The organism is Allobosea sp. 05T422_2 (genome assembly GCF_056396265.1).
Map to the genome: position 1 here is coordinate 1 of NZ_JBFTLD010000005.1, position 26993 is coordinate 26993.

The window sequence follows — 26993 nt, forward strand, 5'->3', positions numbered from 1 at the left end:
CGTCTACGAGCCGCTGTTCACCTTCGATGCGAACTGGGCGACGCAGCCGATGCTGGCGGCAGCACTGCCGACGGTGTCCGCGGACGGCAAGACCTACACGATCGAGCTGCGCAAGGGCGTGAAGCTGCATAACGGCCGGGACCTCGATTCCGAGGACGTCGTCGCCTCGCTGAAGCGCTGGCTCGAGATGACGCCGCGCGGCAAGGGTCTGGCTAAGAGCATCGCGAGTCTGACCGCCAAGGGCCCGTCGACCGTCGAGATCCAGCTCAGCAAGGTCGAGCCGGCGCTGCTCGCCCATCTGGCGCTGCCCTCCGGCTTCGCCGCGATCATGGCAAAGGAATCGATCGCCACCCCGCTGACCGAATTCGTCGGCACCGGCCCCTACAAGTTCCGCGAGCGCAAGCCGGACCAGTTCGTCGTGCTGGTGAAGCATGATGGCTACGCCTCGCGCAGCGAGCCCGCCTCGGGCTATGCCGGCAAGCGCGAAGCCAAGATCGACGAACTGCGCTTCATCCCGGTGCCGAGCGCCAATACCCGCGTCGAAGGCGCCATCGCCGGCCAGTATCAATTCGCCGACCAGCTGCCGGTCGAGAGCTACAAGAAGGTCTCAGCCGCGAGCGGCACGCGCCCCGTGCTGACCATGCCCTTCGGCTTCCCTTATTTCCCGACCAACACCAAGCAGGGGCCGATGGCCGACCTGAAGGTCCGTCAGGCCTTCCAGATGGCCCTCGACCTCGAAGAGGTGATGATGGCCGGCTTCGGCGAGCCGAAATTCTTCGCACTGGCGGCCGAGCATTTCCCGAAGGGCTCGCCGTTCTATTCGGAGGCCGGCAAGGACAAGTACAGCAAGCCGGACGTCGCCGGCGCCAAGAAGCTGCTGGCCGAGGCCAAATATGACGGAGCGCCGCTCCGTATCCTCAACTCGAAGCAGTATGATTTCCATCACCGCATGGCGCTGGTGATGGCCGAACAACTCAAAGCCGCCGGCTTCAAGGTCCAGCTCGATGTCGTCGACTGGGCCACCCTGRTCCAGCGTCGCGGCGACCCGGCGCTGTGGGACATCTACATCACCCACTCGGCCTTCCTCCCCGAACCGATGTTGTCTCCACCGCAACTCGGCGAAGGCGCTCCGGGCTGGTGGTCGAGCCCGGCCAAGGAGGCCGCGCTCAGCGCCTTCAACAACGAGCCCGACCCGGCGAAGCGCGGCGCGCTCTGGGGCAAGGTCCAGCAGGTCGTCTATGACGAGGTGCCTTATATCCGCGCCGGCAACTTCGCCGCACTGGCGGGAGCCTCGCCGAAGCTGTCCGGCTATGCGGCAATGCCGTGGCCGTCCTTCTGGAACGTCGCTCTCGCCAAGTAAGGCGCAAGCTTGATGTGGCGGGGTGCGTTCGCGCGCCCCGCCACAGTCGTATCCGCTTCCCGCGAAAGGAGCGCATCCGGTGCTCGCACATATCGGACGTCGCCTCGCCGGCCTGCTGCTGGTCCTCTTTCTCGTTGCCGCGCTGGTCTTCTTCCTGACGCGGCTGGCGCCCGGCGACCCCGCGGCCCTGATGCTCGGCGACCAGGCGACGCCGGAGGATGTGGCGCGCCTGCGCGAGGCTTACGGGCTCGACAAGCCGCTCCTGCTGCAATTCGTGCTCTGGCTGAAGGAATGCGCGACCGGCAATCTCGGCCAGTCGATCTTCCTGCAGCAGCCTGTGACCCAGGCGCTGCTGCAGCGCGCCGAGCCGACCTTCTTCCTCGCGATGTTCTCGCTCGCCATTGCCGCGGCGATCGGCATCCCGGCCGGCATCGCCTCCGCGGTCTGGCGCGGCCGCCCGATCGACCAGGCGGTGAGCGGGCTCGCCATGCTCGCGGCCAATATCCCGAGCTTCTGGCTCGGCCTGATCTTCATCCAGCTCTTTGCCGTGCGTTTCGGCTGGTTCCCCGTCGCTGGCTATGGCGCGCCCGACGCCTCCTTCTTCGAGCGGCTCCAGCACCTGTTTCTGCCATCCGCCGTGCTCGGCGTCGTCAACTCCGCCCTCATCACGCGCTTCACCCGCGCCAGCATGCTCGATGTGCTCGATGCCGATTTCGTGCGGACGGCACGGGCGAAGGGCATCTCGGAACTGCGCGTGGTGCTGCGCCACGCCTTCGGCAATGCGCTCGTCCCGATCATCACCGTGCTCGGCCTGACGCTCGCCCTGCTGATCGGCGGCGCGATCGTGACCGAGACCGTGTTCGGCCTGCCCGGCGTCGGCAATCTCGTCGTGTCGGCGGTGCTGCGCCGCGATTATCCCGTGATCCAGGGCGCGCTTCTGGCGGTCGCGGCGATCTACGCACTGATCAACCTGGCGATCGATGTGATCTACACCCTCGTCGACCCACGGGTGCGCCAATGAGTTCCGCCGTGACCTCAGCTCCGACACTTCTGTTCTTGCGCCGGCTCTTCCGCCGCAAGCTGGTGCTGCTCGCAGCCGTGATCCTCGTGATTGCCTTCGCACTCGCCCTGCTGGCGCCCTGGCTCTCGCCGTTCGATCCTGCCTCGATGCGCATGGCAAGGCGCTTGCGCCCGCCCGGCGAGGTGAACTGGTTCGGTACGGATGAGCTCGGCCGCGACGTCTTCTCCCGGGTGATCTGGGGAGCGCGCGCCTCACTGGGAATCGGGCTTGCCGTCGTCGTGATCTCGATCTCGATCGGGGCCGCGCTCGGCCTCGTCGCCGGCTATTTCAAGCGCGCCGACGCCGTGATCATGCGCCTGGTCGATGCGCTGATGTCGCTGCCCKACATCCTGCTCGCCATCTTCCTCGTCGCGGTGCTCGGCGCCTCCGCGGGCAATGTCGTGCTAGCGCTCGCCATCGTCTACACGCCGCGCGTCGTCCGCGTGATCCGCGCCTCGACGCTGGTGGTGCGGGAACTGCCCTTCGTCGAGGCGGCACGCGCACTCGGCGTCTCGATCTGGCGCATCCTCTTCGTGCATGTGCTGCTCAACGTCGCCTCGCCCCTCCTGGTGCAGGCGACCTTCATCTTCGCCTATGCGGTCCTTGCCGAAGCCGGGCTGTCCTTCCTCGGCGCGGGTGTGCCGCCGGAGACGCCGACCTGGGGCACGATGATCGCGTCGGGCCAGCAATATGCCGAGGACGGATTCTGGGTCGTCGGATTTCCCGGTGTCGCGATCGTTCTGGTCGCGCTCTCGCTGCAGATCGTCGGCGATGGCCTGCGCGACATGCTCGACCCCAAGCTCAGAAAGGCGCTGTGAGATGACCGCGCCCCTTCTCGCCATCGAAGATCTCGCCGTTTCCTTCCGCACCGAAGAAGGCGAGGTGACGCCGGTGCGCGGCGTTTCGCTGCAGATCTCGGAGAACGAAACCGTCGCGGTGGTCGGCGAGTCCGGCTCCGGCAAGTCAGTGACGAGTTTCGCCACCATGGGCCTGCTGCCACGCCCGTCGGGGCGGGTCTCGCAGGGCCGCATCCTGTTCCGTCGCCGCTCCGGCGATACGATCGACCTCGCCACCGCGCCCCGGGCCACCATGCAGGCGCTGCGCGGCGCAGAGATCGCGATGATCTTCCAGGAGCCGATGACCAGCCTGAACCCCGTGCTGACCGTCGGCGAGCAGATCGCCGAGGCGGTGCGGCTGCATCTCGGCTATGACCGGCGCAAGGCCTGGGCTCACGCCGTCGAGATGCTTGGCCTCGTCGAAATCCCCGATGCGGCGCGCCGCGCCTCGGACTATCCGCATCACATGTCGGGCGGCATGCGTCAGCGCGTCATGATCGCGCTGGCGCTCTCCTGCCGGCCGGCCCTGCTGATCGCCGACGAGCCGACCACGGCACTGGACGTCACGATCCAGGCGCAGGTGCTGACACTGCTTGACCGGCTGCGGCGCGAGCTTGGAATGGGCGTGCTCTTCATCACGCATAATCTCGGCGTCGTCGCCGAGATCGCCGACCGCGTGACGGTGATGTATGCGGGCGAGGTGGTCGAAAGCGCGCCGGTTCGGGACCTCTTCAACGCACCGCGCCACCCCTATACGCGCGCCCTGCTGGAGTGCATGCCGTCGCGCGCAATCCAGGACGCAAGCGGTCGGCGCGTCGTGCGCTCGATCCCGGGGCAGGTTTCGCGCGTCGAGCGCGGCTGCGCCTTTGCGCCGCGCTGCGCTGATGCAACGCCTGCCTGCTCCATCGAGGCCCCCATGCTGGAGAATGATGCGGGGCGGCAGACACGCTGCCTGCGCTGGAGGGAACTTGCATGAGCACGGAACCGCTCCTCACGATTGCAGGCCTTTCCAAGAGCTTTGGCAAGGCACCCCACCCGGTGCGCGCCGTCAACGACGTCAGCTTCTCGCTGGCGCGCGGCGAAGCGCTCGGGCTGGTCGGCGAATCCGGATCGGGCAAGAGCACGATCGGCCGGCTTGCGCTGCGCCTGATCGATGCATCGGCAGGTCAGATCCGTTTCGAAGGACAGGACATCACGGCAGCGCCGGAACGCCGGTTGAGGCTGTTCCGTCGCCAGGCGCAGATGGTGTTCCAGGACCCCTATGCTAGCCTCAATCCGCGGCTGCGCGTCAGCAGCATCGTCGGCGAGGCGCTCGATGCCCATGGCCTTGCGCGCGGGGCGGCACGCAAGGCGCGGATCGCCGAACTGCTCGAACTCGTCGGCCTTCCCGCCGCACATATGGAGCGCTACCCCCATGAGTTCTCCGGCGGTCAGCGGCAACGCATCGGCATCGCGAGGGCTCTCGCCGTCGAACCGAGACTGATCATCGCCGACGAGCCGGTCTCGGCCCTCGATGTCTCGGTGCAGGCACAGGTGCTGAACCTGATGCAGGACCTGCGGCGGCGGCTCGGCCTGGCGATGCTGTTCATCTCGCATGACCTCGATGTCGTCGAGCTGATGTGTGACCGGATCGCCGTGCTCTATCTCGGCCGCATCATGGAGATCGGCTCGACGGAGCAGGTCGCCCGCCATCCGCGCCATCCCTATACGCGGGCGCTGATCGCCGCATCGCCGAGGCCTGACCCGGACGCGCCGCCGCGCGAGCGCATGCTGACCGGCGACATCCCGTCTCCGCTCGCTCCGCCCTCCGGCTGCGTTTTCCGCACCCGCTGCCTGCACGCGACGGAGCGTTGCGCCAAGGAGGCTCCGGTCTTGCGCGGGACGGGATCGGAACATCAGTTTGCCTGTCATTTCGATATCAGCCACAGTCCGAGCGCATGACAGACGTCGTCCCTGCTGACGCAGCCGGCCGCCCCAGCGGCCCCGACGATTCGATTGGCGCCTCCGACATCATGAGCTCCATCAGGCAGGGGCTCGGCGCGATGTCCGAGAGCCAGCAGAGGGTGGCGCGCCTGTTCCTCGACGAAGTCGAATGGGTGGTGAAGGCGAATGTCGAAGATATCGCGGCGCGCGCCGGGGTCAGCGCGCCGACAATCGTACGCTTTGCCCGGCTGGTCGGTTGCCAGGGCCTGAGGGACCTCAAGCTGAAGCTCGCCGGCGCGGTGGCGCTCGGCGCGCCGTTCCTGCACCGTTCCGTGCGGATGGGGGAGACCGCGAGCGACGTGCTGCGCAACGTCACGGGCAGCATCACGACCGTGCTCGCCGAATGGCAACGCCGCATCGATCCGCTCGATCTCGATCGCGCCGCGGCTGCGATCAGCAAGGCAAGGCGGATCGATTGCCTCGGCACCGGCGCGACATCGCATTTCCTGGCGCAGGATCTGCAGGCGCGGCTGTTCCGCCTCGGCCTGAACGCCAATGCCTTTTCCGATGCGCATTTTCAGCTCGTCGCAGCGGCAACGCTGACCTCGGAGGATGTGCTGGTCGCGATCTCCTTCGTCGGCCGCATGCCGGCACTGCTGCGCGCCGTCGAGGTCGGCAAGGCCCGTGGTGCGACGATCATCGCGCTGGCCCAGGGCGGAACGCCGCTTGCGCAGCTTGCCGACGTCGCGCTGCCGCTGGATGTTCCGCACGACACCGCAATGCTGGTCGGGACGGATGCCTATGTGGTCCAGCTCATCGCCATCGAAGTGCTGATGATCCTTGTCGGCCTGCGTCAGGGCCCGCAGCTGATCGGCCGCATGAACGATGTTCAGCACGTCCTGCGCCATTACAGCGTCGACCGTGAAGACCCGTCGGTGCTGCATGCGGGCTGGCGCCAGATGCTGGACTCCGACCCGAACGCCGATCCAAAGGACTGATCGTGGGGGCCGGTGCGGCTCCGCACAGGCCAACCTCTTCGTGTCCGATCGCGCCACGATGGCGGGCAACGCGGGAGACCGGCCCGTCGCGGGACCTCGTTCTCTTCCTGTCGCCGTGCCCATCACCCGTTCAGACGCTGGGCGCGATGACGAAGCCCCGGCCCGGAGCCCCGACGAGCGAGCCATCAACCTCGCTCCGATCGATGTCCTGGACGCCGGCCCCAGGAGGCCCATCGAAGGCATCCGCGGCTAGCGTCTCGACGATGTCGGACGGCCCCGAGACCACGGCTTCCACCGTGCCATCGGCCCGGTTTCTCACCCAGCCCGCCACGCCCGCAGCGCGTGCGCGCGCACAGAACCACTGCCGATAGCCAACGCCCTGAACGCGGCCCGAGATGATCAGGTGAAGGTTCATGCCCTTCCCGTCCCTTGCGCACCCGCGATAACCGCACGCGCACCGCATCGCTCAACGGTCGCTCCCTCAGGCTGGCCCTCGCAGCCGGGCGAACGGACATCCCCATACTACCGGACACCCTTCGACGAAGCATCCCCGGCAATGCCGATGCGGGCGCGTGACCGACGGCTTGCGCGCCAATCAATCATATGATGATATGATCATACGATGGCGCGCCCCTCCAATTTCCATTCGCATCTGGTCGACCGCCTTGGCCGCATGATCGTCGGAGGCCAGATCGGCAACGACGGCGCATTGCCGCGGGAAGACGAGCTCGCCACCCAATTCGCCGTCAGCCGCACGGTGATCCGCGAAGCGACGAAGACCCTTCAGGCGCTCGGGCTGATCACGACGGGGCCCCGCGTAGGCTCGCGCATCCAGCCGATGTCATCGTGGCGGCTGCTCGACCCTCAGGTGATGGACTGGATCACCGATGCCGACATGGCGAGCGGGTTCGAGCGCGATCTTCTCGAGCTCCGCAGCATGATCGAACCTGCGGCAGCAGCCTTCGCCGCCGAGCGCGGCACTCCCGCTCAGATCGGGGCCGTCGCGGCGGCGCTGGAAGGGATGTCCGGCGCTCCGGGCAAAGCGGAACACGAGGCGGCCGATTTTCGCTTCCACGAGGCGATTCTGGAGGCGTCCGGGAACAGTCTGCTGCTTCAACTCAAGCCGATCCTGCACGCCGTGCTGAGGGCCTCGTTCCGGTTGTCGATGCACGACCACGAGCGGGCCCAGGCGTCCGTTGCGATCCACCGCCATGTCGCATCAGCGATCACTGCGCGCAGGCCCGAGCAGGCTCGCGAGAGCATGATCGCGCTTCTGAAAGTGGCCCAGGCCGATATCGACCTCGTCCCCGGACGGACGACCTCCGTCGCGGAAAGGAGCGAGGGAACAAGAAACTCACAGGAAACGCACCATGCTCGCAAAAGCCGAAAGATGGATCCTACGAGGGCTTGAGGCTGTCCTGGTCATCCTGCTTGCCGGGATGGTCGTGATGGTCTTCGGCAATGTCGTCCTGCGCTATGCCTTCAACTCCGGCCTCGACCTGTCCGAGGAGCTGTCGCGCTATTTCTTCGTCTGGCTGACCTATATCGGCGCCGTCGTGGTGATGCGCGAAAACGGTCATCTCGGCGTCGACACGCTGGTTGGTGCGCTTGGCCGCCAGGGCCGGCTGATCTGCATGATCATCAGCGACGCCTTCATCCTGGCCTGCTGCGTGATGCTGCTCGACGGAACCTGGAAGCAGCACGAGATCAACGCCACCGCGGTCGCGCCGGTCACCGGGCTGAGCATGGGCTATGTCTATGGTGTGCTGCACTTCGCCGGGATTGGCATCGGCTTCATCACGCTTGCCCGGCTCGTTCGCGCCCTGACGGGAAAACTCGGCGAATTCGAACTGGCCGAGTTTGCCGGCGACTACAGCGGCAACCCTTCACATGACCTGAAGGGCCACCTCGAATGACGATCACCATCTTCCTCCTCTCGCTCTGCGGGGCGATGGCGCTCGGCATGCCGATCGCGTTTGCGCTGATCGTCTGCGCGGTCGCGTTGATGCTCTGGCTCGGCGTCTTCGACACCCAGATCATCGCCCAGAACATGATCATCGGCGCGGATTCGTTCCAGCTCCTGGCGATCCCGTTCTTCCTGCTCGCCGGCGAGCTGATGAATGCCGGCGGCCTGTCCAAGCGCATCGTCAACTTCGCGCTCTCGCTGGTCGGCCATCTCCATGGCGGCCTGGGTTACGTCGCGATCTTCGCCTCCATCATCATGGCCTCGCTGTCAGGCTCTGCTGCGGCCGATACCGCTGCGCTCGCCTCGATCCTGCTGCCGATGATGCGCCAGGCCGGCTACGATACCGGTCGCTCGGCCGGCCTGATCGCATCCGGCGGCATCATCGCCCCGATCATCCCGCCTTCGATCGGCTTCATCGTCTTCGGCGTCGCCGCCAATCTCTCGATCACTAAGCTCTTTCTCGCGGGTGTCTTTCCCGGGCTGCTCATTGGACTGTCGCTGGTGATCGCCTGGTTCATCGTCTGCCGCCACGACAAGATCACGGTCCTGCCGCGGCGCAGCGGCGCCGAGCGCCTGAAGGCGACCTGGGATGGTTCGCTTGCCCTGCTGATGCCGCTCGCAATCCTCGGCGGCATCCGCTTCGGCATCGTCACGCCGACTGAGGCGGCCGTGGTCGCGACCGTCTACGCGCTCGTCGTCGGCATGTTCGTCTATCGCGAGCTCAAGCCGCGCGACCTCTACAAGGTGGCGTTGACCGCCGCCAAGACGACGAGCGCAGTCATGCTGCTGGTCGCCGCGGCCGTCGTCTCGGCCTGGCTCATCACCCAGGCGAATATCCCGGCCGAGCTGTCGAGCGTGCTCGAGCCCTTCATGGACAACAAGACGGTCCTGATGATCGTCATCATGCTGCTGGTCATGGTCGTCGGCACTGCGCTCGACTTCACGCCGACAGTGCTGATCCTGACACCGGTATTGATGCCGGTGATCAAGCAGGCGGGCATCGACCCGATCTATTTCGGCGTGCTCTTCATCATCAACAACGCCATCGGCCTGATCACGCCGCCGGTCGGCATCGTGCTCAACGTGGTCTGTGGCGTGGCCCGCATCCCGATGTCTCTTGTGATCCGCGGCGTCTGGCCATTCCTCGTCGCCCAGACCGTCGCGATGTTCCTGCTGATCCTGTTCCCGCAACTCGTGACCGTTCCGCTTGCCTGGCTGAGCGGCCGCTAATCCAAAAACCAAGGCAATCAGGGAGAAAGCCCATGCTGAGCTCACGTCTCGTCTCCATCCTCGCCGGCGTCGCGCTTGCGGCGCTTGCAGGGTCCGCCCAGGCGCAGATCAAGGAACGCAATATCCGCGTTTCCAACGGCATCAACGAGGACCACCCGGTCGGCAACGGCGTCGCCAAGATGCGCGCCTGCATGACTGAAAAGTCCGGCGGCAAGCTGAAGCTCCAGGKGTTCTGGGGCGGCGCGCTCGGCGGCGACCTGCAGGCGACGCAGGCGCTGCGTGCCGGCACGCAGGAGATGGTCATCACCTCCTCCTCGCCGCTGGTCGGCATCATGCCTGCGCTCGGCGTCTTCGACCTGCCCTTCCTCTTCACCAACGAGAAGGAAGCCGATGCAGTCCTCGACGGAGCCTTCGGCAAGTACATCTCCGACAAGCTGCCTGCCTTCGGCGTCGTCAATCTCTCCTACTGGGAAAACGGCTTCCGCAACTTGACCAACTCGAAGCGCGCCGTCTCCAAGGCTGAAGAGCTCACCGGCCTCAAGGTCCGCGTGATGCAGAACAACATCTTCCTCGACAGCTTCAAGAGCATGGGCGCCAATGCCACGCCGATGGCGTTCGGCGAGGTTTTCGCGGCGCTCGAGACGCACGCGATCGACGGCCAGGAGAACCCGCTCGTCACCATCGACACCTCGAAGCTCTACGAGGTGCAGAAGTACCTGACGATGACACGCCACGCCTATACCCCGTTCCTGGTGCTCTATTCCAAGAAGCTCTGGGACCAGCTCTCCAGCGAAGAACAGGCGATCCTGAACGAGTGCTCGACCGTCGGCCGCGATGAGGAGCGCCGCGTCTCGCGCACGCTCAACGACACGTCGATGGCGAACCTGAAGAAGCAGGGCATGCAGGTTTCGGACGTCTCGGCCGACGAATTGACCAAGATGCGCGAGGCCACCGCGGCCGTTTACCAGCGCCACGAGGCCTCGATCGGCAAGGAGACGATCGACCGCCTCAAGGCCGATCTCGCCAAGATCCGCGGCACCAACTGATCAGGAGAGCCCCGGAGCCGCACAACAGCTCCGGGGCTACCGCCATGCGCATCACCCGCATCGAACCCTTCATCCTGCATATCCCGGTGACGGGCGGCTCCATTGCCGACTCGACCCACCGCATCAGCCATTGGGGCGTCGTCGGCGCGAAGATCGTCACCGAGGACGGCCTCGAAGGCTACGGTTTCACCGGCACGCATGCCGACCTCGCCTCCGACCGGCTGATCACCTCCTGCATCCGCGACTGCTACGCCCCGTTGCTGATCGGCGAGGATGCTTCCGAGATCACCCGGCTCTGGCTGAAGCTCGCCCGCCACCCTGCCCTGCAATGGGTCGGACGCGCCGGTATCACGCAGCTCGCGCTTGCCGCGGTCGATGTCGCGCTCTGGGACCTCAAGGCGAAGGCGGCCGGGGTACCGCTCTGGCACCTGCTCGGCGGCGCGACCAAGCCGAAGCTCGAAGCCTACAACACCGATATCGGCTGGCTTTCGATCCCGCGGGAAGAGCTCGTCGAGGGCTGCCGCATGGCGGTCGAACGCGACGGCTTCCGGCGTCTCAAGGTCAAGGTCGGCCATGCCGACCCCGGGATCGACATCGCCCGACTGGAAGCCGTGCGCCATGCCATTGGTGACCATGTCTCCCTCGCCATTGACGGCAACGGCAAATGGGATCTGCCGACCTGCAAGCGCTTCTGCGCGCGGGCCGAGGCGCTCGACATTTTCTGGTTCGAGGAGCCGCTCTGGTATGACGATGTCGGCTCGCATGCCGCGCTGGCGAAGGCGACTTCGATACCGATTGCGCTCGGGGAACAGCTCTATTCGCTCGACGCCTTCCGCGCCTTCGTCGCGGCCGACGCCATCCACTACGTCCAGCCCGACGTGACCCGCCTCGGCGGCATCACCGAGTACATCCAGGTCGCGGAGCTTGCACTCGCCAGCCGCCTGCCGGTCGCGCCCCATGCTGGCGAGATGAGCCAGGTCCATGTCCATCTCGCCTATTGGCATCAGGCGACGCCGATCCTCGAATACATTCCCTGGATCAAGGATGCCTTCGTCGAGCCCGCCAATGTCGCCGATGGCTATTTCCTAAGACCCCAGCAGCCCGGCGCCGGCACGACGCCGACCGCTGGGGCCCTCACCCGCTACGCCAAGCCTCTCGCTTGAGAAACCTCATGAAAATCACTGCTGTTGAAACCATCCGCCTGACCGAGTTCGGCAACATCATCTGGGTGCGGCTCCACACCGATGCGGGCCTGGTCGGTCTCGGCGAGACCTTCATGGGCGCCGCCGCGGTCGAAGCCTATCTGCACGAGACCGTGGCGCCGAAGCTGCTCGGCAAGGACCCGCTCCAGATCGAGGCGCGCAATGCCAGCCTGAACAACTATCTCGGCTGGCGCGGCTCGGGCGTCGAGACGCGCGGCAACTCGGCCGTCGACATCGCGCTCTGGGACATCTACGGCAAGGCGATCGGCCAGCCGGTCAGCGTCGCGCTCGGCGGCAAGACGCGCGACACGATTCGCACCTACAACACCTGTGCCGGCTACAAATATATTCGCGATGCGCGCTCGCAGGCTGTCGCCAACTGGCATGTCGGCGAGCAAGGCGGCCCCTATGAGGATCTCGAAGGCTTCCTCTATCGCGCCGACGAACTCGCCCATTCCCTGCTCGAGCAGGGCATCACCGGCATGAAGATCTGGCCCTTCGATATCGCGGCAGAACGCTCGGCCGGCTGGGACATCACGCCTCAGGAACTGAACACCGCGCTGGAGCCGTTCCGCAAGATCCGCAAGGCGGTCGGCGACAAGATGGACATCATGGTCGAGTTCCACTCGCTCTGGAGCCTGCCCATGGCGAAGAAGCTGGCGGAGCGCCTGGCCGAATTCGACACCTACTGGCACGAGGACCCGTTCCGGCTCGACAATGTCCACGATCTCGGCGAGTACGCCCGCCACTCCAAGGCCTGGGTCTGCGCCTCGGAAACGCTGGCCTATACCCATTCCTTCCGAGATTATCTCGAGACCGGTGCCGCCGGGGTCGTCATGCTCGACCTGTCATGGTGTGGCGGTCTGTCGGAAGCCCGCAAGATCGCAGGCATGGCCGAGGCCTGGCACACGCCGGTCGCCCCGCATGACTGCACAGGCCCAGTCGTCTACGCGGCATCGTGCCATTTCTCGATGCATGCCCGGAACACGCTGATCCAGGAATCGGTCCGCGCCTTCTATACCGGCTGGTACACCGAGCTGGTCACCGACCTGCCCAAGGCCGAGAACGGGATGATCACCGTATCGGACGCGCCCGGCCTCGGCCTCGAGCTGCTCCCTGGGCTGGAGAAGCGCGCCGACGCTATCGTGCGCTTCAGCCGCCTCTCCGACCTCTGAACTTCGGTATCGGCGCCCGCCGTCGCATTTCCGACCCGGCCTCCGAGCGAAGCCGGGTCGCTGCAAGGATCTCGCGCCCTGCTCTGCTCCCCGCTCAGCTGAGCATGCGCGTGTCGCCGCAGACCGAGATTTCCTGACCGGAGATTGTCTTGGCGAAGGGGGACGCCAGGAAGACGATCTGCTTGGCGATGTCGTTCGGGTCGACGAACTGCTTGATCGAGACGCCCGCGAACAGGCGCTGGGTCATCTCCTCATGCGAGATGTTGAAGCTGCGCGCCTTGTTGGCGATCACGCTCTGGATACGGGCACCGTCGACCAGGCCGGGGCAGATCGCATTGGCCCTGATTCCGAACTCGCCGAGCTCCGCCGAGATCGCCTTGGTGAAGCCGATGACCCCCCATTTCGCCGCGCCATAGGGCGAGCGCAGCGGAAAGCCGTGCTTGCCGGCCTGGCTCGACAGATTGACGATGCTGGCATTGGCGGATTGCTTGAGATGCAGCACGGCGAGCCGGGTGCAGTTGTACTGACCGGTCAGATCGACTGCGACACAGGCATCCCAGTCCGCGGGATCGATTTCGTCGACGCGGCCGGTCGGCCCGGCGATACCGGCATTGTTGACGAGGCAGTCGAGCCCGCCGAGCGCCGCCAGCGCCTCATTGAACAGGTTGGCCACCGCGTCGCGGTCAGAGACGTCGCAGACCGATTGCGTGATCGCCGGATCGCTGGACGCCATCGCTGCCAGGGCCTCGCGATCGACGTCGCAGATATGGACCCTGGCGCCTTCCGCCGCAAAGGCGCGCGCCGTCGCCCGGCCAATGCCGTTGGCGCCCGCCGTAACCAGAACGCGCAATCCCTTGATCTGCAAATCCATTGTCGTCTCCCCCCGATGCCCGCGCCGTAGCGCCTCTCAGATTGCGGCGAACCTGACTATGGCGCCAGGCCGCCGGTGCTTTCGATGTGGGCGGCGGCTGCAGCGATATCGACTTCCAGCGCGGCCCTTGCAGCCTGCGGATCCCGGCGCCGCAAGGCATCGAGCAGGGCGGCATGGGAGACCACGGCGCTGCCACCGTCGAGGCGGCGCGGTTCGTGGCGCATATCGAGATTGAGGATGGGGCCGGCCTTCAGCCAGAGCCGCTCGATCATCTCGACCAAGGTCGGCATGCGCGCCGCCTCATAGAGCGTGAAATGCAGATTGCGGTTGGCTGCGACTGCGCCTGCGGCGTCTGGAGGATCGGCGCTTGCCGCCTGTCGGAATGCGGCTTCGTGCCGGGCGATCTCCTCGATCTCGGCTTCGTTCGCCGTCTTTGCTGCTTCTTCGGCCGCAAAGCCCTCGACGACCAGGCGCAGGCGCGTCAATTCGCGAAACTGTGCCAATCTCAGCAGCGGAACGCGTACGGCACGTCCGGGCAGCACCTCCAACGCGCCATCCGCAGCGAGCCGGCTGACCGCCTCGCGCACCGGCATCATCGAGACACCAAGAGCCTCCGCGACACGCCGCAACGAGAGCTTTTCGCCCGGAGCAAGCCGGCCGGCAACGAGCAGCGCCCGCAATTCCCCGGTGACCCTCTCCCCCAGGGTTTCGCGCGTCAGCGCCCCGACCTCGTCGAGCGCAGATGCATCGCGGCCAGCCGACACATCGCCGATCCCCTCGTCGGCAACCGGATTGGCGAAGGACTGGACAGGGGCAACCATGTCTGCCAACCTAACTGTGATCACAGATCACGACAAGTGGATATCAAGCCGCCAGCAGAGCAGACAGCAGGTCGACAATCTCCAGCGTACAGCGCGGAACCGTTCTGGGAGKAACGCAATGGCAGACCATCAGCAGTCGAAATTTCGTTTGTCACGACGTCAGGCCCTTGCCGGGCTCGGAGCCGGTGCCGCCACCGGATTGATTGCAAGTCCGTCGCTGATCCTGGCGCAGACGCCGGATGCCATCCGCTTCGGCCACCTGACCCCGCGCACCGGCTTCCTCGGTCCGCTCGGCGAGTACGGCGTCATGGCCGTCGACCTCGCCGTCGAGGAGATCAATGCTGMGGGCGGCATCAACGGCCGCAAGCTCGAGGCCCTGAAGGAGGATTCGGTCAATCCGCAGACCGCCTCGACCAAGGCCGAGCGCATGATCGAGCGTGACAAGGTCGCGTGCATTCTCGGCGAGATTTCCTCGGCCTCCTGCCTGACGATCTCGCAGGTCGCAGCGCGCAACAAGATCCTCTTCGTCAACACCGGCGGCAACTCCGATGCCCTGCGCGGCGAGAGCTGCAACCGCTACATGTTCCATGTCGAGCACCAGAACTCGATGTATGTGAAGAGCTGCGGCCGCTCGCTGATGGCGCAGGGGCTGGTCAAGGGCAAGAAGTGGTTCTCGCTGACCGCCGACTACGCCTTCGGCCATGACCTGCTCAAGGTCGCCAAGCGCTTCATGGAAGCCAATGGCGGCCAATTCGCCGCCGACAAGCTGGTGCCGACCGACGCAACCGATTTCTCGGCGCTCCTGATCGAAATCCGCGCCGCCAAGCCCGACATCGTGATCTCGAACCTTGCCGGCAACCAGATCACCAATTTCCTCAAGCAGTATTCCGAATTCGGCCTGACCTTCCCGGTCGCCGGGTTCGGCTTCGACACGGCGCTCGCCTGGGCTGCCGGCAAGGACAATTTTGGCGGCGTCTGGCCCTGCGTCTGGCACCACCTGATCGACACGCCGGCGAGCAAGACCTTCGTCTCCGCCTTCACCAAGAAATACGGCAAGCCGCCCGAGAACCAGGCCTGGGGCGATTACATGGCCGTGAAGATCATGGCCCAGTCGATGAACGAGCTGAAGAGCACCGACACGGCCAAGATCCTCGAGCACTGGGAAAAGGGCGCGAAATTCGACGTGATGAAGACGCGGGAAGGCTATTTCCGCGCCTCGGACCATCAGTTGATGAGCGAGATGTACACGATCACGGCGCTGCCGGCAGCGCAGGTCAAGAACCAGTGGGATCTCTTCACCTCCTMGCCGCCCGTGCCGGGACCGAACGAAAGCCTCGAAGTGATCGCGACGACGGGGGACGAGGCGGTCTGCAAGATGAGCTGAGGCGCTCCCCCTTGCCAGATCCGCGCCGTCATTCCGGATCGGCCGCGCCAGCGGCGCCGATCCGGAAGCCATCGTAGAGCCCAGCGCCCTGGGATGGCCCCGGCACTCCGCTTCGTTGCGGCCGGGATGAAGGCGCCTCCCGAACCTCTCGGGCGCGCCGCGCCCCTGCCCGGCCCTGTCGATCAAGCAAAGGCGTCCCCTTGCTTATTCTCTTCATCCAGCAGGTACTGAACGGACTGCTCGACGGCGTCTATTACCTTCTGATCGCGCTCGGCCTGTCGCTGATCTTCTCGCTCGGCGGCATCGTCAATCTCGCGCATGGCGCCTTCTATGCGATCGGCGCCTATCTCACGATCGTGCTCGCGCCCCATATCGGCTTCGGCGGCGCGATCATCGCGTCGCCGGTGCTGGTGGCGCTGATCGGCATCGTCGTCGAGCGCGGCCTGTTCCAGCGCTTCTACCGCTCGGACCCGATCCTCTCGCTGCTGCTGACCTTCGGGCTCGCGATGGTGGCGGAGCAATCCCTGCGCATGATCTTCGGCGCGCCACCGCTCTCGTTCTCGATCCCGCCTGCACTGCGCGGCCAGATCTTCCTCGGCGAGTTCATCTACTCGCGCTATCGCGCGCTTCTGCTCCTGATCGCAGCAGCTTGCGTACTCGGGCTCTGGTTCCTGCTCCAGCGCACGTCCTTTGGTCGCGTCGTCCGGGCCGGCGTGCAGAACCCCGACATGGTCGGTGCGCTCGGCATTTCGCTGCAGCCCTACATGATGGCTGTAGCCGGCATCGGCATTGGGCTTGCCGGCCTGGCCGGCGTCCTGCTCGCGCCGATCTACTCGATCCATCCCGCCATGGGGCAGGAGATCATCACCCCGGCCTTCGTCGTCGTCGTCATCGGCGGCCTCGGCTCCTTCTGGGGCGTGGTCGTGGCGGCGCTGATGGTCGGCGTGGTCAAGGGCATCACCATCGGCCTCGGCTTCACGCAATGGTCGACCGCGGTGATCTACCTGATGATGCTGCTCGTCCTGCTGTTCCGGCCGCGCGGCCTGTTCGGCGAACGCATCCAGCGCTTCGAGTGAGGGCGAAATGACAGCCTCTCAGCGCGACCGCGCGCCTCTCCTGATTGCCGCCATCGGCCTCGCCGCCCTGCCCTTCCTGATGCATTTCATTGGGCTCGGCACCACCTCGGCGACCGAGATCGTCGTCTTCGCCATTGCCTGCATGGCCCTGAACATTCTCGTCGGCACGACCGGACTCGTCTCCTTCGGCCATGGCGCCTGGTTCGGGCTCGCCGCCTATGCCGCGGGCTTGATCCAGCGCAACTGGCTGCCCGGCCAGTTCGCCCTGCCGATCCTGCTCGCGGTGCTCTTCGTGGGCGTGCTCGCCTTCGCGTTCGGCGCCCTGATCCTGCGCCGCAAGGGCGTGTATTTCTCGCTCCTGACCCTGGCGCTCGCCGCCATGACCTATTCGATCGCCTTCCGCTGGACCGCCGTGACCGGCGGGGAGGACGGCCTCGGCGGCATCAGGCGCCCGCTCTTCGCTGGCGTCGATTTCGATCAGGCGCTGCCGTTCTACATCCTCGTCGCGCTGATCGGCATGGCAGTGGTCTACGGGCTCTGGCGCTTCCAGCGCTCTCCGGTCGGCACCGTTCTGGTCGCGATCCGCGAGAACGAACAGCGCGCCCGGTTTCTCGGCTACCAGACGAACCGCTACAAGCTCGTCGCCTTCACCATCTCGGCGGCCCTGACCGGGCTTGCCGGCACGCTGCTGCTGTTCAACAACCGCATGACCTCGGCCGAGCCGATCTCGGTCGCCTTCTCCGGCGAATTGCTGGCGATGGTCGTGATCGGCGGCATGCGCTCCTTCCTGGGCCCGGCTCTCGGCGCGCTCTTCTTCGTGATCTTCCGCGACTATCTCTCCAGCCTCACGCCGAATTGGCTGTTCTGGTTCGGGCTGCTCTTCGTCGGCTTCATCGTCTTCTCACCCATGGGGCTCGTTGGCGTCGGCGAGCGCCTGCTGCGGCCCTTCCGCAAGCAGGCAGCCGAGGACGCGGCAATGTCGGCGCGCAAGGTCGGTGCGGTCACGCTCCCGGATTTCATGAAGCCGCAGAACTGGGTCGAGGGCGCAATCCTTACCGCGACCGGCCTCGCCAAGAGCTTTGGCGGCATCAAGGCGGTCGAGGGTGTCACTCTCGCGATACGCGACCGGTCGCTGCATGCGCTGATCGGCCCGAACGGTGCCGGCAAGACGACCGCCTTCAACCTGATCTCAGGCCAGTTTCGGCCGGATCATGGCGAGGTTCGCCTGCGCGAGCGCGAGATCACGGGGCTCTCGCCCGAAGCGATCACCCGCGCCGGCATCGGCCGCGCCTTCCAGATCACCAATCTGTTCCCGTCGCTTTCCGTCGCCGAGAATGTCCGTCTCGCCGTGCAGGCGCGCGCTCCGGAGCGCTTCGGCTTCTGGCGGGCGGCGGAGTCGCTGGGACAGGTTTCGGACGAGACGCGGCAGGTCATCGAGACCATGGGCCTGCGCGGCATCGAGAGCGCCGAGGCCGGCTCGCTCAGCTATGGCGGCCAGCGTCTGCTCGACATGAGTCTCGCCCTTGCCACCAAGCCGCGTGTCCTGCTCCTGGACGAACCACTCGCCGGTCTCGCAGCAGCCGAGCGCGAACGCGTCGGCAACCTGATCAAGTCGATCTCGGCCGACCTGCCGGTGCTGCTGGTCGAGCACGATATCGACCGCGTCTTCCAGATCGCGGACCATGTCACGGTGATGAACGAGGGCAGCGTGCTGGTCGACGGCACGGTCGAGGATGCACGCTCCTCCCCGCAGGTTCAGGCGGTCTATATCGGCTCGGGCGCGCATGCGCTGGCCGAGAAGCCACGCCCCAGTGCGGCAGGGGAGACGGTTCTGCTCGGGCTTTCCGGCGTGGACACCTATTACGGCAAGAGCCACATTCTCCGCGACGTCAGCTTCGACGTCCACGTGAACGAGATCGTGGCGCTGCTCGGCCGCAACGGCGCCGGCAAATCGACCTTGCTGAAGACGATCACCGGCATTGCACCGCCCGCCACGGGAACGATCAATCTTGCCGGTGCCGACATCGCACGCCTGCCGCCGGCCGCGATCGCGCGCGCCGGCCTCGCCTATGTGCCGCAGGGGCGCGGTCTCTTCGCCGGCATGAGCGTCAAGGACAATATGGAGCTCGGCCGCCTCAAGCGCCTGACCGGCAACGGCACGCGCTGGGAGGACGACAAGATCTTCGCCTTCTTCCCACGCATCAAGCAGCGCTGGCATTCCCCGGCCGACTACCTCTCCGGTGGCGAGCAGCAGATGGTGGCCGTGGCGCGGGCGCTCTCCGGTGACACACGTGTCTTGCTGCTGGACGAGCCCTTCGAGGGCCTCGCCCCGGCTGTGGTCGAGGAACTTTTCGAGGCCTTCGACAAGCTGAGACAGGAGATCGCGATCGTGATCGTGGACCACCATCTCGACCTTGCGCTGGCACTTTCGGACCGCACGGTCGTGCTTGAGCGCGGCCAGGTCACTCATGTCGGCCCGTCGAAGGCTCTCAGCCAGGACCTGGCGCTACGCCGGCAGGTGCTCTGGCTGTGAGCGCCCTGCCTCAACCCTATCCCGACCTTCGTCGCTTCCCGCAGGATCAACACGCATGACCAAGATCGCGATCATAGGCTCCGGACTGATCGGCCGTGCCTGGGCCACCATCTTCGCCAGCCATGGTTTCGACGTCGCACTGCATGATGTCGCGCCCGGAGCGGCCGAGGCCGCCCGCACCCATATCGGCAGCAATCTTGAGGAACTCGCCGGCCACGGCCTCGTCGAGGACCCAAGGGGCTCGCTCGCGCGTATCCGCGTCGCCTCGGGCCTGGCGGATGCCTTGAACCGCGCCGACCTCGTGCAGGAGAACGGGCCGGAGGCCGTGGAAACCAAGCGCGCCCTCTTCGCCGAGATGGACAGGCTTGCCGCGCCGGAGACGATTCTCGCCTCCTCGACCTCGTTCATCATGGCCTCGGTGTTCAGCGAGACGCTCCCGGGGCGGGCCCGCTGTGTCGTCGCCCATCCCGTCAATCCTCCGCATCTCGTACCCATCGTCGAACTTGCACCGGCGCCCTGGACGGATCCGGCCGTCCTCGCCCGGGCCAAGGCGATCTATGAACAGGCCGGGCAGGTTCCGATCGTGCTGCGCAAGGAGAAGCCGGGCTTCGTCCTCAACCGCCTGCAGGCCGTGCTGCTGGCGGAAGCCTTTCGCCTCGTCGGCGAGGGCGTCGCGAGTGCGGAAGACGTCGACAAGACGATCCGCGACGGGCTCGGCCTGCGCTGGTCCTTCATGGGGCCGTTCGAGACGATCGAGCTCAACGCGCCCGGCGGTATTCCCGATTACTGCGCCCGTTACGGCGCCTCCATCGCGACCATGGCGGCACAAGCCGTTGGCGGCGACCCGTTTGGCGCGGAAACCGTCGCCACGGTCATGAGCGAATGGCCCGGAACGCAATCGGCCGAGCGGGTGAAGCGCCTGAGCGACTGGCGCGACACGCGGCTGGCCGCACTGCAGGCCCATAAGCGCGCGGCCGCGCGCAAACCCGTCTGAAATCCTTCATCCTGACCGCTGATGGGAGCCGCCGTGGCCAAGAACCGCAAAGTCATGATCACCTGCGCCGTGACCGGTGCGATCCACACCCCCTCGATGTCGCCTTACCTGCCGGTGACCGCCGATGAAATCATCGACGCTGCGGTCGGCGCCGCCGAAGCGGGAGCGGCGCTCGTGCATGTCCATGCTCGCGATCCCGTCACCGGCAAGCCGGACCAGTCCCCCGAGGCCTTCGAGCCCTTCCTGAAAGTGATCAAGCAGCGCAGCGATTGCGTCATCAACATCACCACGGGCGGTGCGCCGACCATGGGTATCGAGGAGCGTCTGCGACCCTGCGCCCATTTCAAGCCCGAAGTCGCCTCGCTCAACATGGGCTCGATGAATTTCGGTCTGTATCCGATGCTGAGCCGCTTCAAGGCGTTCAAGCATGATTGGGAGCAGCCCTATCTCGAAGGCTCGAAGGACCGCATCTTCAAGAACACGTTCCAGGACATCGAGAACATCCTGACGACCTGCGCCGAGAACGGCACGCGCTTCGAGATCGAGTGCTACGATATCGGACATCTCTACACGCTGGCGCATTTCGTCGATCGCGGGCTGGTGAAGCCGCCCTTCTTCGTCCAGTCGGTCTTCGGCCTGCTCGGCGGCATCGGGCCGCACCCGGAAGATGTCGCGCATATGAAGCGCACGGCCGATCGGCTCTTCGGCGACCAGTACCATTGGTCGGTGCTTGGCGCCGGGCGTCACCAGCTTCCGATCGCCGCAATGGCTGTCGCGATGGGTGGCAACCTGCGCGTCGGTCTGGAGGATTCGCTTTGGATCGGGCCGGGACAGTTGGCAAAATCCAATGCCGAACAGGTCCGGGCGGCGCGGAAGATCATCGAAGGTCTCGGACTGGAGCTGGCGACTCCGGACGATGCGCGCGAACTGCTGCAGCTCAAGGGGGCAGACAAGGTCGCCTTTTGAACGGCGCCGCTACTAAAGCATCGGCCCGAAAAGTGGATTGCGGTTTTCGGGAAAGCCGATGCAAGGACAAAGGGTTAGATCATCGGACTGGATACGATATCCGGTMCGTTGATCTAACTCCGCCTCGAAATCGCGGCCGACCTACTGCCGGTCATCATGACGTTGCGGAACGCCTCGATCTGCGCGGCGGAAGATGCATCGTCCCTCGCGCCCCCGACGATTCGGTTCAACGGCAGCGTTTGCTGGAATGCATGATTGAGGCGACCGCCGCGGCGCAGAGGCCGAGCAGACATGCCGAGACAAGCAGGGTCGGCATGATGCCGGCCCTGTCGAACCCTGCCGCATAGATCAGCGGCATGGCCGACTGCCCGAGCATGGCCGCCATCGAGTGCAACGCCATCATCGCGCCCTGCGTATGCGGGGTCAGCGTCGCCAGATAGGTCTGAAGTGGAATGGCTGCACTGCGATAGTGCGAAGCCGAATGCCAGCAATGCGCCGAACTGCAAAGGCCAGGGAAGATGGGCACTCAGACTTGCCATGGCGAGCGCCATGACCAGACCGCCGGCCAGGGTGAAATGGACTGGCGTTATCCAGCGCAGGGTGCGGCGCAGGCTGACCCCATAGGCAATGCTGCCGATCATGAAGCCGGAGAGCACGATGCCGACGGTGGACGCACTGGCTCCGACGAGAAAGGCAATGTGCGGGAACAAGCCCTGTGTCAGTCCGGTCAGGGCAAGCTGCAGCCCAAGATCGCGGCGGGCGCTCGCCAGCCCGAGAATCCTGCGATAGGCAGAGAACGCCGAGCCGAACCCGGCGCGCGATGACGAGACTTCGCGGGTATCGCGCAGCGCCGCCGTGACGATAGCGAAACAGCTCAGGCCGATCAGGCCGGCCACGAGCAGGCTGCCGCGCCAGCCGAGCGCATCGGCAATGAAGYCGGACCCGACGGCCCCGGCCAGCGACCCTGTGACCGAGACCGCACTGGCCTTGCCGAAAGCCTCCTGATGCCCCTCAGGCGCGATCCGCTCCGCGAGGATGGCAAAGCACAGCGGGAATGTGCCGGCCGTGAAGAAGCCGACGACGAGCCGGGTGGCGAGCAGCAGCTCGAAACTGGAGGCAAGGCTGCCGAGCAATGTGCCAAGCGCGCTCACCCCGAGGCAGACGCGCATCACCCGCAATTTGCCGAGTTGGTCGCCGAGAGCACCGGCAATCGGCTGTGCCAGGGCATAGGCGAGCGCAAACGCCGTCGCCATGGCCACAACCTGGCTGCGAGGCACCGCAAAATCCCGGCTGAGCATGGGCAGCACCGGGTCGAACAGGAACACACCAAGCGAAGAGCCGAAGCAGGCGAGGCCGAGAATACGCAGCAATGCATGCTGTTGGTCGGGCGGTGGCTTCTGGCATGGGGCCTGTCCCCCTGGCGTGCCGACGGGCAGATTGGTCATCGGCTTGCGCAGACCCCTTTCATCGTCATCGGCTGCCCAAGTTGGCGATAGACCGTCCCGGGCACCGCGAGTAGCAGCACGGGGGCTATGTGATTTGACCCCGCGCCGACCGAACAAGATGCTCGATATCGCCCAATTCCGAGCAGATCAGCCGTTCTGGCCGCTCTTTCGGCAGCATCATTCAGGGAGGGACGTGGCTTAGAAGAGCGGGGTGATGTCTGCTTGGGTTATCGGTGCATCCATCGCGACATCGCTCTCAATGCAAGAGAGCCGGCGACACTGTCATCACACGCGACCGTCTCGGAGGATCGAGCGACGCCCGAAGGCCGGAGGATCCTGGATCTGTGTGGTTCGGAGTTTGAGTCCGGGGTAGCGGCAGCTCCTGCCGATCAGATGTGGTGTGCCGAGAAGCGTGGGAGTTCTTGGCGCTTCTCGGCGTCTGCATCCTGGCCCCAAGGCCAGCTGGACATACGTCACTACGCGGCGTCATCCCTGCGCGGCGACCGCCCGCACTGGTCCGGGGCGCGCCCCGGATTGCCCGGTCAGCGGCGGCAGACTTGCACGCGGCGGACGACCCAGCGGCCACGATGGTCGCGCACGCGACGGTTTTCCCACCAGCAGCGGCCATGGCGTGGCGCGACATGCCGCGGGGGCGAACGGTGCCATTGTGCGAGTTCGACGCCGGGATTGGTGGCAACGCTACCAGCCGATGATACCGGGGCAGCAAAGGCAGTGCCCGAACACAGTGCTCCGATAACCATCCCAGCAGCGAGCGCTGCTCCGCGAATATCAACCAATTGATCCTCCTTGGCCTCAAGCCAAATGTTGACCCGGCGCATCACCACGCCAGGCAATCGATCGGCCGCTGTCACGGCCGATCGTTCCTGCTCCGCCCGCTTTGACCGCGAGCTCGGCGAAAACTCTCGGCAGTCGGACAGAATTCAGAAGCGCCAGATGAGCGGAACGATGAAGACGGCCACCACGAAGAACCAGATCAGCAGCGGCAGGCCGAGCTTCCAGTAATCGCTGAAGGCATAGCCGCCTGGCCCCATCACCATCAGATTGGTCGGCGTCGCGATCGGGGTGAGGAAAGCTCCGGCGGCGGCAACGGCCGTGCTCATCAAGACCGGCCGCGGCGAAATCCCCATGCTGGCGGCAGCGGCCACCCCGATCGGGATGACGATCAGCGCGGTCGCGGTATTGCTGATCAACTGCCCCATGACGGCAGTCAGCACGAACAGACCCGCAAGCAAGGCGACTGGGCCGGCATCGCCAACCATGTAGACGAGCCGCTCGGCCATCAGCTTCGCCGCACCGGTTTCCACCATCGCGGTCGAGAGCGGCATCATCGCGCCGACGAGGATCACGGTGGTCCAGCCGATCGCGCGGTAGGACTGCTCGACATTCATGATGCCCGACAGGATGATCGCGCCTGCAGCCAGCAAACCTGCGACGGCGGGCGGGACGACGCCTGTGGCAAGCAGCAGAACCATCGCGACGAKAATGATGACGGCCTGCTTCGCGCCGGGGCCCATCGGCACGGCTTGACGGCGCACCAGTTCGGGCGAGCTCACGACGAGGACATCGGGATCGTCGAGATGGACGTCGAGCGCCTTCCAGGTGCCCTGCAGCAGCATGGTATCGCCGGCTTGCAGCACGATGCCACCGGAATCCTTGGTTGCATTCGCGGCGGCGAGTTCCGCCCCCGCGCGCTGCACGGCCAGAACGATCAGATCGCCACTGTCGGTGACCATCCCCGGGAAAACGGTCTGGCCGATCAGGCCGGAGCGCGGCGGGATCACGACTTCGGCCAGACCGGAGCGCTGGTTGAACAGCGTCTCCGCGCCCTGCCCCTGCTTTGCCTCCTCACGGAAGGCGAGATGCATCTCCGCCGCCAGTGTCGCGGCCGCGTCAGCCTCACCGCGAACCAAAAGATGATCGCCATCGGCAATGACCGAGCGACGGATGGGGCTTGCGGTTTCGCCCTCCTGAATGGCGACCAGCTGCAGCCCCGGATAGGCCGACAGGTCGATGCTGGCGGGCGCAGCGCCGAGATAAGGCGAACTGGCACGCACGCGCATCTGATAGATGCCGCTGGCAAGGCCGTATTGCTCGACCAGCGTCTTGGCATGCCGGCTGAAATCGGCGGGCATGGTCGCGCCATTGCGCTCAGGCAGCAGGCGCTGGCCGAAGAGGATGATGATCGCCATCGTGCCCGCCAGCAGCGGCACGCCGACCAGCGCGAATTCGAAGAAACCGAAGCTACCCATCCCTGCATCGCTACTGGCCTCGGAGACCAGCACGTTCACGGGAGTTCCCGTCAGCGCCAGCATCGAACCCGCATGCGCGGCGAAGACCAGCGGCATCAGCAGTTGCGAAGAATTGCGGTTGAGCCGAACCGCGATGACGACAACAACCGGCAGCAATGCAGCGACGGCGCCGTTGAGGCTGATCACCGCGGTCAGCAGCGAAACGAGAATCATGGTGAGAATCAGAAGGCGGGTTCGACTTTCCTCGCCCGCTCCCTTGATCAGGAGTTGGCCTGCCCAGGCGGTGACGCCGGTGACCTCGAGCCCGGAGCTGACGACGAAGAGCGAGGCGATGAAGATGACGGCGGGGTCGCCGAAACCGCCCAGAGCCTGGGGCAGGGTCAGGACCCCGGTCGCCCAAAGGGCAAGCGCTACTCCCATCGCGACCAGAACGACGGGAATCTTGTTCCAGATGAACAAGACCACGGCAACGGCGATGATGGTGCCGGTATAGGCTATCGGGCTCAATCGCTCAGCTCCCTATTGGGCCCTGCCAGGCCGCAGAAATGCGTAGGGCGCAGCATGCCGGCGCAGTCTACGCCCCGGCACACCGCACCCAGCCAAGGCCTCAGTCTTCCAGGGTCGCCATCAGGATACCAATGCGGCAACCCTTTTCGTACTCGGTGAGATTCACATACTCCTTGATGGTATGGATCTCGGCCTGCCCGGCGCCGATGGTGATGGTCGGAACCCCGTGCTTGTCAAACCAGTTGGCGTCGAGACCACCATTGGAGAACAGATAGGTCGGCTCGATGCCCAGCAGCTTGAGCGCCTTGGTGGCACGCTTCACCACCGGAGCATCCTGGCCCAGTTCGAAGGGGGGGTAAGCCGGCTTCTGGCTGAACTTCACCTCCGCGGTGTTGCCCTCGTGATCCTTCACCTCGCCCTGCGCCTTGGCGAAGGCCTCCTTGTAGCCGTTCGCGATCTTGGTCGCGAAGGCAGCCTCCGGGCTGCGCGCCTCGCCGCGGATATAGACGTAGTCGGTGACGACATTGGTCGCATCGCCGGCCGCGACCGTGCCGCCCTTGCCGCCGAAAATGCCGACATTGCTGGTGCCGTGGCCGTCGGATTTGACGACCTTGCCGAACCAGCCGGCACGCTGTGCCTCGGCGATCGCGATGGCGCCGACCAGCGTCGCCGAAATGCCCTTTTCCGGCGCGACGCCGGCATGGGATGCCTTGCCCTTGATCTCGACTTCCCAGTTCTCCTGGCCGACTGCACCGACGAGCAGCTCCGAGGCGAGCTGGCCATCGACATTGATGCACATCGCAGCCCCGCCGAGATCGGCCGGGTTGAGTTCACGGGCACCATGCAGCCCGCTCTCCTCGCGGACGGTGAAGAGCAGGGTGATCGGCGGATGCGGCAGCTTGTGCTTGATCAGCGTCTCGGCGAGCACGACCAGGAGCGCGACGCCGGTGCGGGCATCGCCGCCGAGCGCGGTCGTCCCGTCGGAGACGATGCGGTCGCCCTCACGCCGAGGTTTGGCGCCGGCGCAAAGCGGCACGGTGTCGAGATGGGTGGAGAACAGCAGGCGTGGCCCCGGCCGCGTGCCCGGCAGATCGACGAAGAGATTGCCGGTCTCCGTCGGCACCGGGATGCGCTTGTTGGCATCGTCGAAGCGGATCGCGGATGCCGGCACCCCGACCTTCTTCAGCGCCTCGCTGACCGCAGCCCCGATCTTGGCTTCCTGACCGGTCACGCCTTCGACCGAGAGGAAATTCATCAGGTGGTCGATGGCACTTGCGACGTCGAGGGGGATTGAGGGGCTGCTCATGATGTCCATCCGATCAGGTCAGGG

At 65.7% G+C, this 26993-nt stretch carries 23 protein-coding genes; 17 read left to right on the forward strand and 6 right to left on the reverse strand.

Annotated elements, in window-relative coordinates; genetic code table 11:
• From AC1DJT_RS01755 to AC1DJT_RS01780, 6 genes are all read left to right on the forward strand, one after another.
• Positions 1-1360 (forward strand): ABC transporter substrate-binding protein (locus tag AC1DJT_RS01755; RefSeq protein WP_476833410.1); only part of this gene is annotated, 1360 nt, incomplete at its 5' end.
• Between the two features lie 79 nt (positions 1361-1439).
• Entirely contained in the window at positions 1440-2381 is a 942-nt protein-coding gene (locus tag AC1DJT_RS01760) for an ABC transporter permease (RefSeq protein WP_069878112.1), read from the forward strand.
• The gene (locus AC1DJT_RS01765; RefSeq protein ID WP_476833411.1) at positions 2378-3238 is read left to right on the forward strand and encodes an ABC transporter permease; all 861 of its coding nucleotides are present in this window, start codon (positions 2378-2380) and stop codon (positions 3236-3238) included. Before AC1DJT_RS01760 ends, AC1DJT_RS01765 begins: the two co-directional genes overlap by 4 nt.
• Before the next feature lies 1 nt (position 3239).
• On the forward strand, positions 3240-4232 hold the full coding sequence (locus AC1DJT_RS01770; protein ID WP_441506391.1) for an ABC transporter ATP-binding protein: 993 nt from the start codon (positions 3240-3242) through the stop codon (positions 4230-4232).
• Positions 4229-5197 (forward strand): ABC transporter ATP-binding protein, encoded by a 969-nt coding sequence (locus AC1DJT_RS01775; RefSeq protein WP_476767604.1) that lies wholly within the window; start codon positions 4229-4231, stop codon positions 5195-5197. The genes AC1DJT_RS01770 and AC1DJT_RS01775 overlap by 4 nt, the downstream gene beginning before the upstream one ends.
• Positions 5198-5268: 71 nt before the next feature.
• Positions 5269-6177 (forward strand): MurR/RpiR family transcriptional regulator, encoded by a 909-nt coding sequence (locus AC1DJT_RS01780; protein WP_441490748.1) that lies wholly within the window; start codon positions 5269-5271, stop codon positions 6175-6177.
• A 130-nt stretch (positions 6178-6307) separates the two neighbouring features.
• Here AC1DJT_RS01780 and AC1DJT_RS01785 read toward each other — a convergent pair whose 3' ends face one another.
• Positions 6308-6592, reverse strand: a complete 285-nt coding sequence (locus AC1DJT_RS01785) for an acylphosphatase (RefSeq protein WP_441506394.1) — start codon at positions 6590-6592, stop codon at positions 6308-6310.
• A 207-nt stretch (positions 6593-6799) separates the two neighbouring features.
• Here AC1DJT_RS01785 and AC1DJT_RS01790 point away from each other — a divergent pair, with 207 nt between their 5' ends.
• From AC1DJT_RS01790 to AC1DJT_RS01815, 6 genes are read left to right on the forward strand one after another with little or no spacing between them, the layout of a single operon-like run.
• Positions 6800-7588: a FadR/GntR family transcriptional regulator gene (locus tag AC1DJT_RS01790; RefSeq protein WP_476767605.1), complete on the forward strand. Its 789-nt coding sequence runs from the start codon at positions 6800-6802 to the stop codon at positions 7586-7588.
• Positions 7548-8093 (forward strand): TRAP transporter small permease, encoded by a 546-nt coding sequence (locus tag AC1DJT_RS01795; RefSeq protein ID WP_476767606.1) that lies wholly within the window; start codon positions 7548-7550, stop codon positions 8091-8093. Before AC1DJT_RS01790 ends, AC1DJT_RS01795 begins: the two co-directional genes overlap by 41 nt.
• A complete protein-coding gene (locus AC1DJT_RS01800; RefSeq protein ID WP_441490744.1) occupies positions 8090-9373 on the forward strand; it encodes a TRAP transporter large permease in 1284 nt (427 codons plus the stop codon). The genes AC1DJT_RS01795 and AC1DJT_RS01800 overlap by 4 nt, the downstream gene beginning before the upstream one ends.
• Before the next feature lie 32 nt (positions 9374-9405).
• Positions 9406-10419 carry a TRAP transporter substrate-binding protein gene (locus AC1DJT_RS01805; protein WP_476833412.1) on the forward strand — a complete coding sequence of 338 codons (1014 nt, stop codon included), beginning with the start codon at positions 9406-9408 and terminating at the stop codon, positions 10417-10419.
• 44 nt (positions 10420-10463) lie between these two features.
• Positions 10464-11582 carry a mandelate racemase/muconate lactonizing enzyme family protein gene (locus AC1DJT_RS01810; RefSeq protein ID WP_476833413.1) on the forward strand — a complete coding sequence of 373 codons (1119 nt, stop codon included), beginning with the start codon at positions 10464-10466 and terminating at the stop codon, positions 11580-11582.
• An 8-nt stretch (positions 11583-11590) separates the two neighbouring features.
• Complete coding sequence (locus tag AC1DJT_RS01815; RefSeq protein ID WP_476767608.1) at positions 11591-12796, forward strand: mandelate racemase/muconate lactonizing enzyme family protein; 1206 nt, start codon at positions 11591-11593, stop codon at positions 12794-12796.
• Between the two features lie 94 nt (positions 12797-12890).
• On the opposite strand, the gene AC1DJT_RS01820 is transcribed toward AC1DJT_RS01815, so the two are convergent.
• Together AC1DJT_RS01820 and AC1DJT_RS01825 are read right to left on the reverse strand one after the other, a co-directional pair.
• Entirely contained in the window at positions 12891-13667 is a 777-nt protein-coding gene (locus tag AC1DJT_RS01820) for an SDR family oxidoreductase (protein WP_441506398.1), read from the reverse strand.
• A 56-nt stretch (positions 13668-13723) separates the two neighbouring features.
• Complete coding sequence (locus AC1DJT_RS01825) at positions 13724-14488, reverse strand: GntR family transcriptional regulator (RefSeq protein WP_476767610.1); 765 nt, start codon at positions 14486-14488, stop codon at positions 13724-13726.
• A gap of 118 nt (positions 14489-14606) precedes the next feature.
• On the opposite strand from AC1DJT_RS01825, the gene AC1DJT_RS01830 reads away from it, so the two are divergent.
• The 5 genes from AC1DJT_RS01830 to kce all read left to right on the forward strand — a co-directional run bounded on the left by AC1DJT_RS01830 (position 14607) and on the right by kce (position 21441).
• Complete coding sequence (locus AC1DJT_RS01830) at positions 14607-15872, forward strand: ABC transporter substrate-binding protein (protein WP_476833414.1); 1266 nt, start codon at positions 14607-14609, stop codon at positions 15870-15872.
• Between the two features lie 200 nt (positions 15873-16072).
• Positions 16073-16948, forward strand: a complete 876-nt coding sequence (locus AC1DJT_RS01835) for a branched-chain amino acid ABC transporter permease (protein WP_441506399.1) — start codon at positions 16073-16075, stop codon at positions 16946-16948.
• 7 nt (positions 16949-16955) lie between these two features.
• A complete protein-coding gene (locus AC1DJT_RS01840; protein WP_476767611.1) occupies positions 16956-19481 on the forward strand; it encodes a branched-chain amino acid ABC transporter ATP-binding protein/permease in 2526 nt (841 codons plus the stop codon).
• Positions 19482-19536: 55 nt separating this feature from the next.
• Positions 19537-20475: a 3-hydroxyacyl-CoA dehydrogenase gene (locus AC1DJT_RS01845; RefSeq protein WP_476767612.1), complete on the forward strand. Its 939-nt coding sequence runs from the start codon at positions 19537-19539 to the stop codon at positions 20473-20475.
• 21 nt (positions 20476-20496) lie between these two features.
• The gene (gene kce / locus AC1DJT_RS01850) at positions 20497-21441 is read left to right on the forward strand and encodes a 3,5-dioxohexanoate:acetyl-CoA acetone transferase (RefSeq protein ID WP_476767613.1); all 945 of its coding nucleotides are present in this window, start codon (positions 20497-20499) and stop codon (positions 21439-21441) included.
• A 113-nt stretch (positions 21442-21554) separates the two neighbouring features.
• Here the strand turns inward: kce and AC1DJT_RS01855 are convergent, their stop codons facing one another.
• From AC1DJT_RS01855 to AC1DJT_RS01865, 3 genes are all read right to left on the reverse strand, one after another.
• The gene (locus AC1DJT_RS01855) at positions 21555-22886 is read right to left on the reverse strand and encodes an MFS transporter (protein WP_476833415.1); all 1332 of its coding nucleotides are present in this window, start codon (positions 22884-22886) and stop codon (positions 21555-21557) included.
• Between the two features lie 941 nt (positions 22887-23827).
• On the reverse strand, positions 23828-25663 hold the full coding sequence (locus AC1DJT_RS01860) for an SLC13 family permease (RefSeq protein WP_476833416.1): 1836 nt from the start codon (positions 25661-25663) through the stop codon (positions 23828-23830).
• A gap of 100 nt (positions 25664-25763) precedes the next feature.
• Positions 25764-26969, reverse strand: coding sequence for a M20/M25/M40 family metallo-hydrolase (locus tag AC1DJT_RS01865; protein ID WP_441506404.1), 1206 nt, complete (start codon positions 26967-26969; stop codon positions 25764-25766).
• Positions 26970-26993: the final 24 nt, after the last annotated feature.

Bases quoted from the DNA above. Each gene is read 5' to 3' on its own strand.
- AC1DJT_RS01770 (WP_441506391.1), top strand. From the start codon at position 3,240: ATGACCGCGCCCCTTCTCGCCATCGAAGATCTCGCCGTTTCCTTCCGC.
- AC1DJT_RS01775 (WP_476767604.1), top strand. From the start codon at position 4,229: ATGAGCACGGAACCGCTCCTCACGATTGCAGGCCTTTCCAAGAGCTTT.
- AC1DJT_RS01780 (WP_441490748.1), top strand. From the start codon at position 5,269: ATGAGCTCCATCAGGCAGGGGCTCGGCGCGATGTCCGAGAGCCAGCAG.
- AC1DJT_RS01785 (WP_441506394.1), bottom strand. From the start codon at position 6,592: ATGAACCTTCACCTGATCATCTCGGGCCGCGTTCAGGGCGTTGGCTAT.
- AC1DJT_RS01790 (WP_476767605.1), top strand. From the start codon at position 6,800: ATGGCGCGCCCCTCCAATTTCCATTCGCATCTGGTCGACCGCCTTGGC.
- AC1DJT_RS01795 (WP_476767606.1), top strand. From the start codon at position 7,548: ATGCTCGCAAAAGCCGAAAGATGGATCCTACGAGGGCTTGAGGCTGTC.
- AC1DJT_RS01800 (WP_441490744.1), top strand. From the start codon at position 8,090: ATGACGATCACCATCTTCCTCCTCTCGCTCTGCGGGGCGATGGCGCTC.
- AC1DJT_RS01810 (WP_476833413.1), top strand. From the start codon at position 10,464: ATGCGCATCACCCGCATCGAACCCTTCATCCTGCATATCCCGGTGACG.
- AC1DJT_RS01815 (WP_476767608.1), top strand. From the start codon at position 11,591: ATGAAAATCACTGCTGTTGAAACCATCCGCCTGACCGAGTTCGGCAAC.
- AC1DJT_RS01820 (WP_441506398.1), bottom strand. From the start codon at position 13,667: ATGGATTTGCAGATCAAGGGATTGCGCGTTCTGGTTACGGCGGGCGCC.
- AC1DJT_RS01825 (WP_476767610.1), bottom strand. From the start codon at position 14,488: ATGGTTGCCCCTGTCCAGTCCTTCGCCAATCCGGTTGCCGACGAGGGG.
- AC1DJT_RS01840 (WP_476767611.1), top strand. From the start codon at position 16,956: ATGACAGCCTCTCAGCGCGACCGCGCGCCTCTCCTGATTGCCGCCATC.
- AC1DJT_RS01845 (WP_476767612.1), top strand. From the start codon at position 19,537: ATGACCAAGATCGCGATCATAGGCTCCGGACTGATCGGCCGTGCCTGG.
- kce (WP_476767613.1), top strand. From the start codon at position 20,497: ATGGGAGCCGCCGTGGCCAAGAACCGCAAAGTCATGATCACCTGCGCC.
- AC1DJT_RS01865 (WP_441506404.1), bottom strand. From the start codon at position 26,969: ATGAGCAGCCCCTCAATCCCCCTCGACGTCGCAAGTGCCATCGACCAC.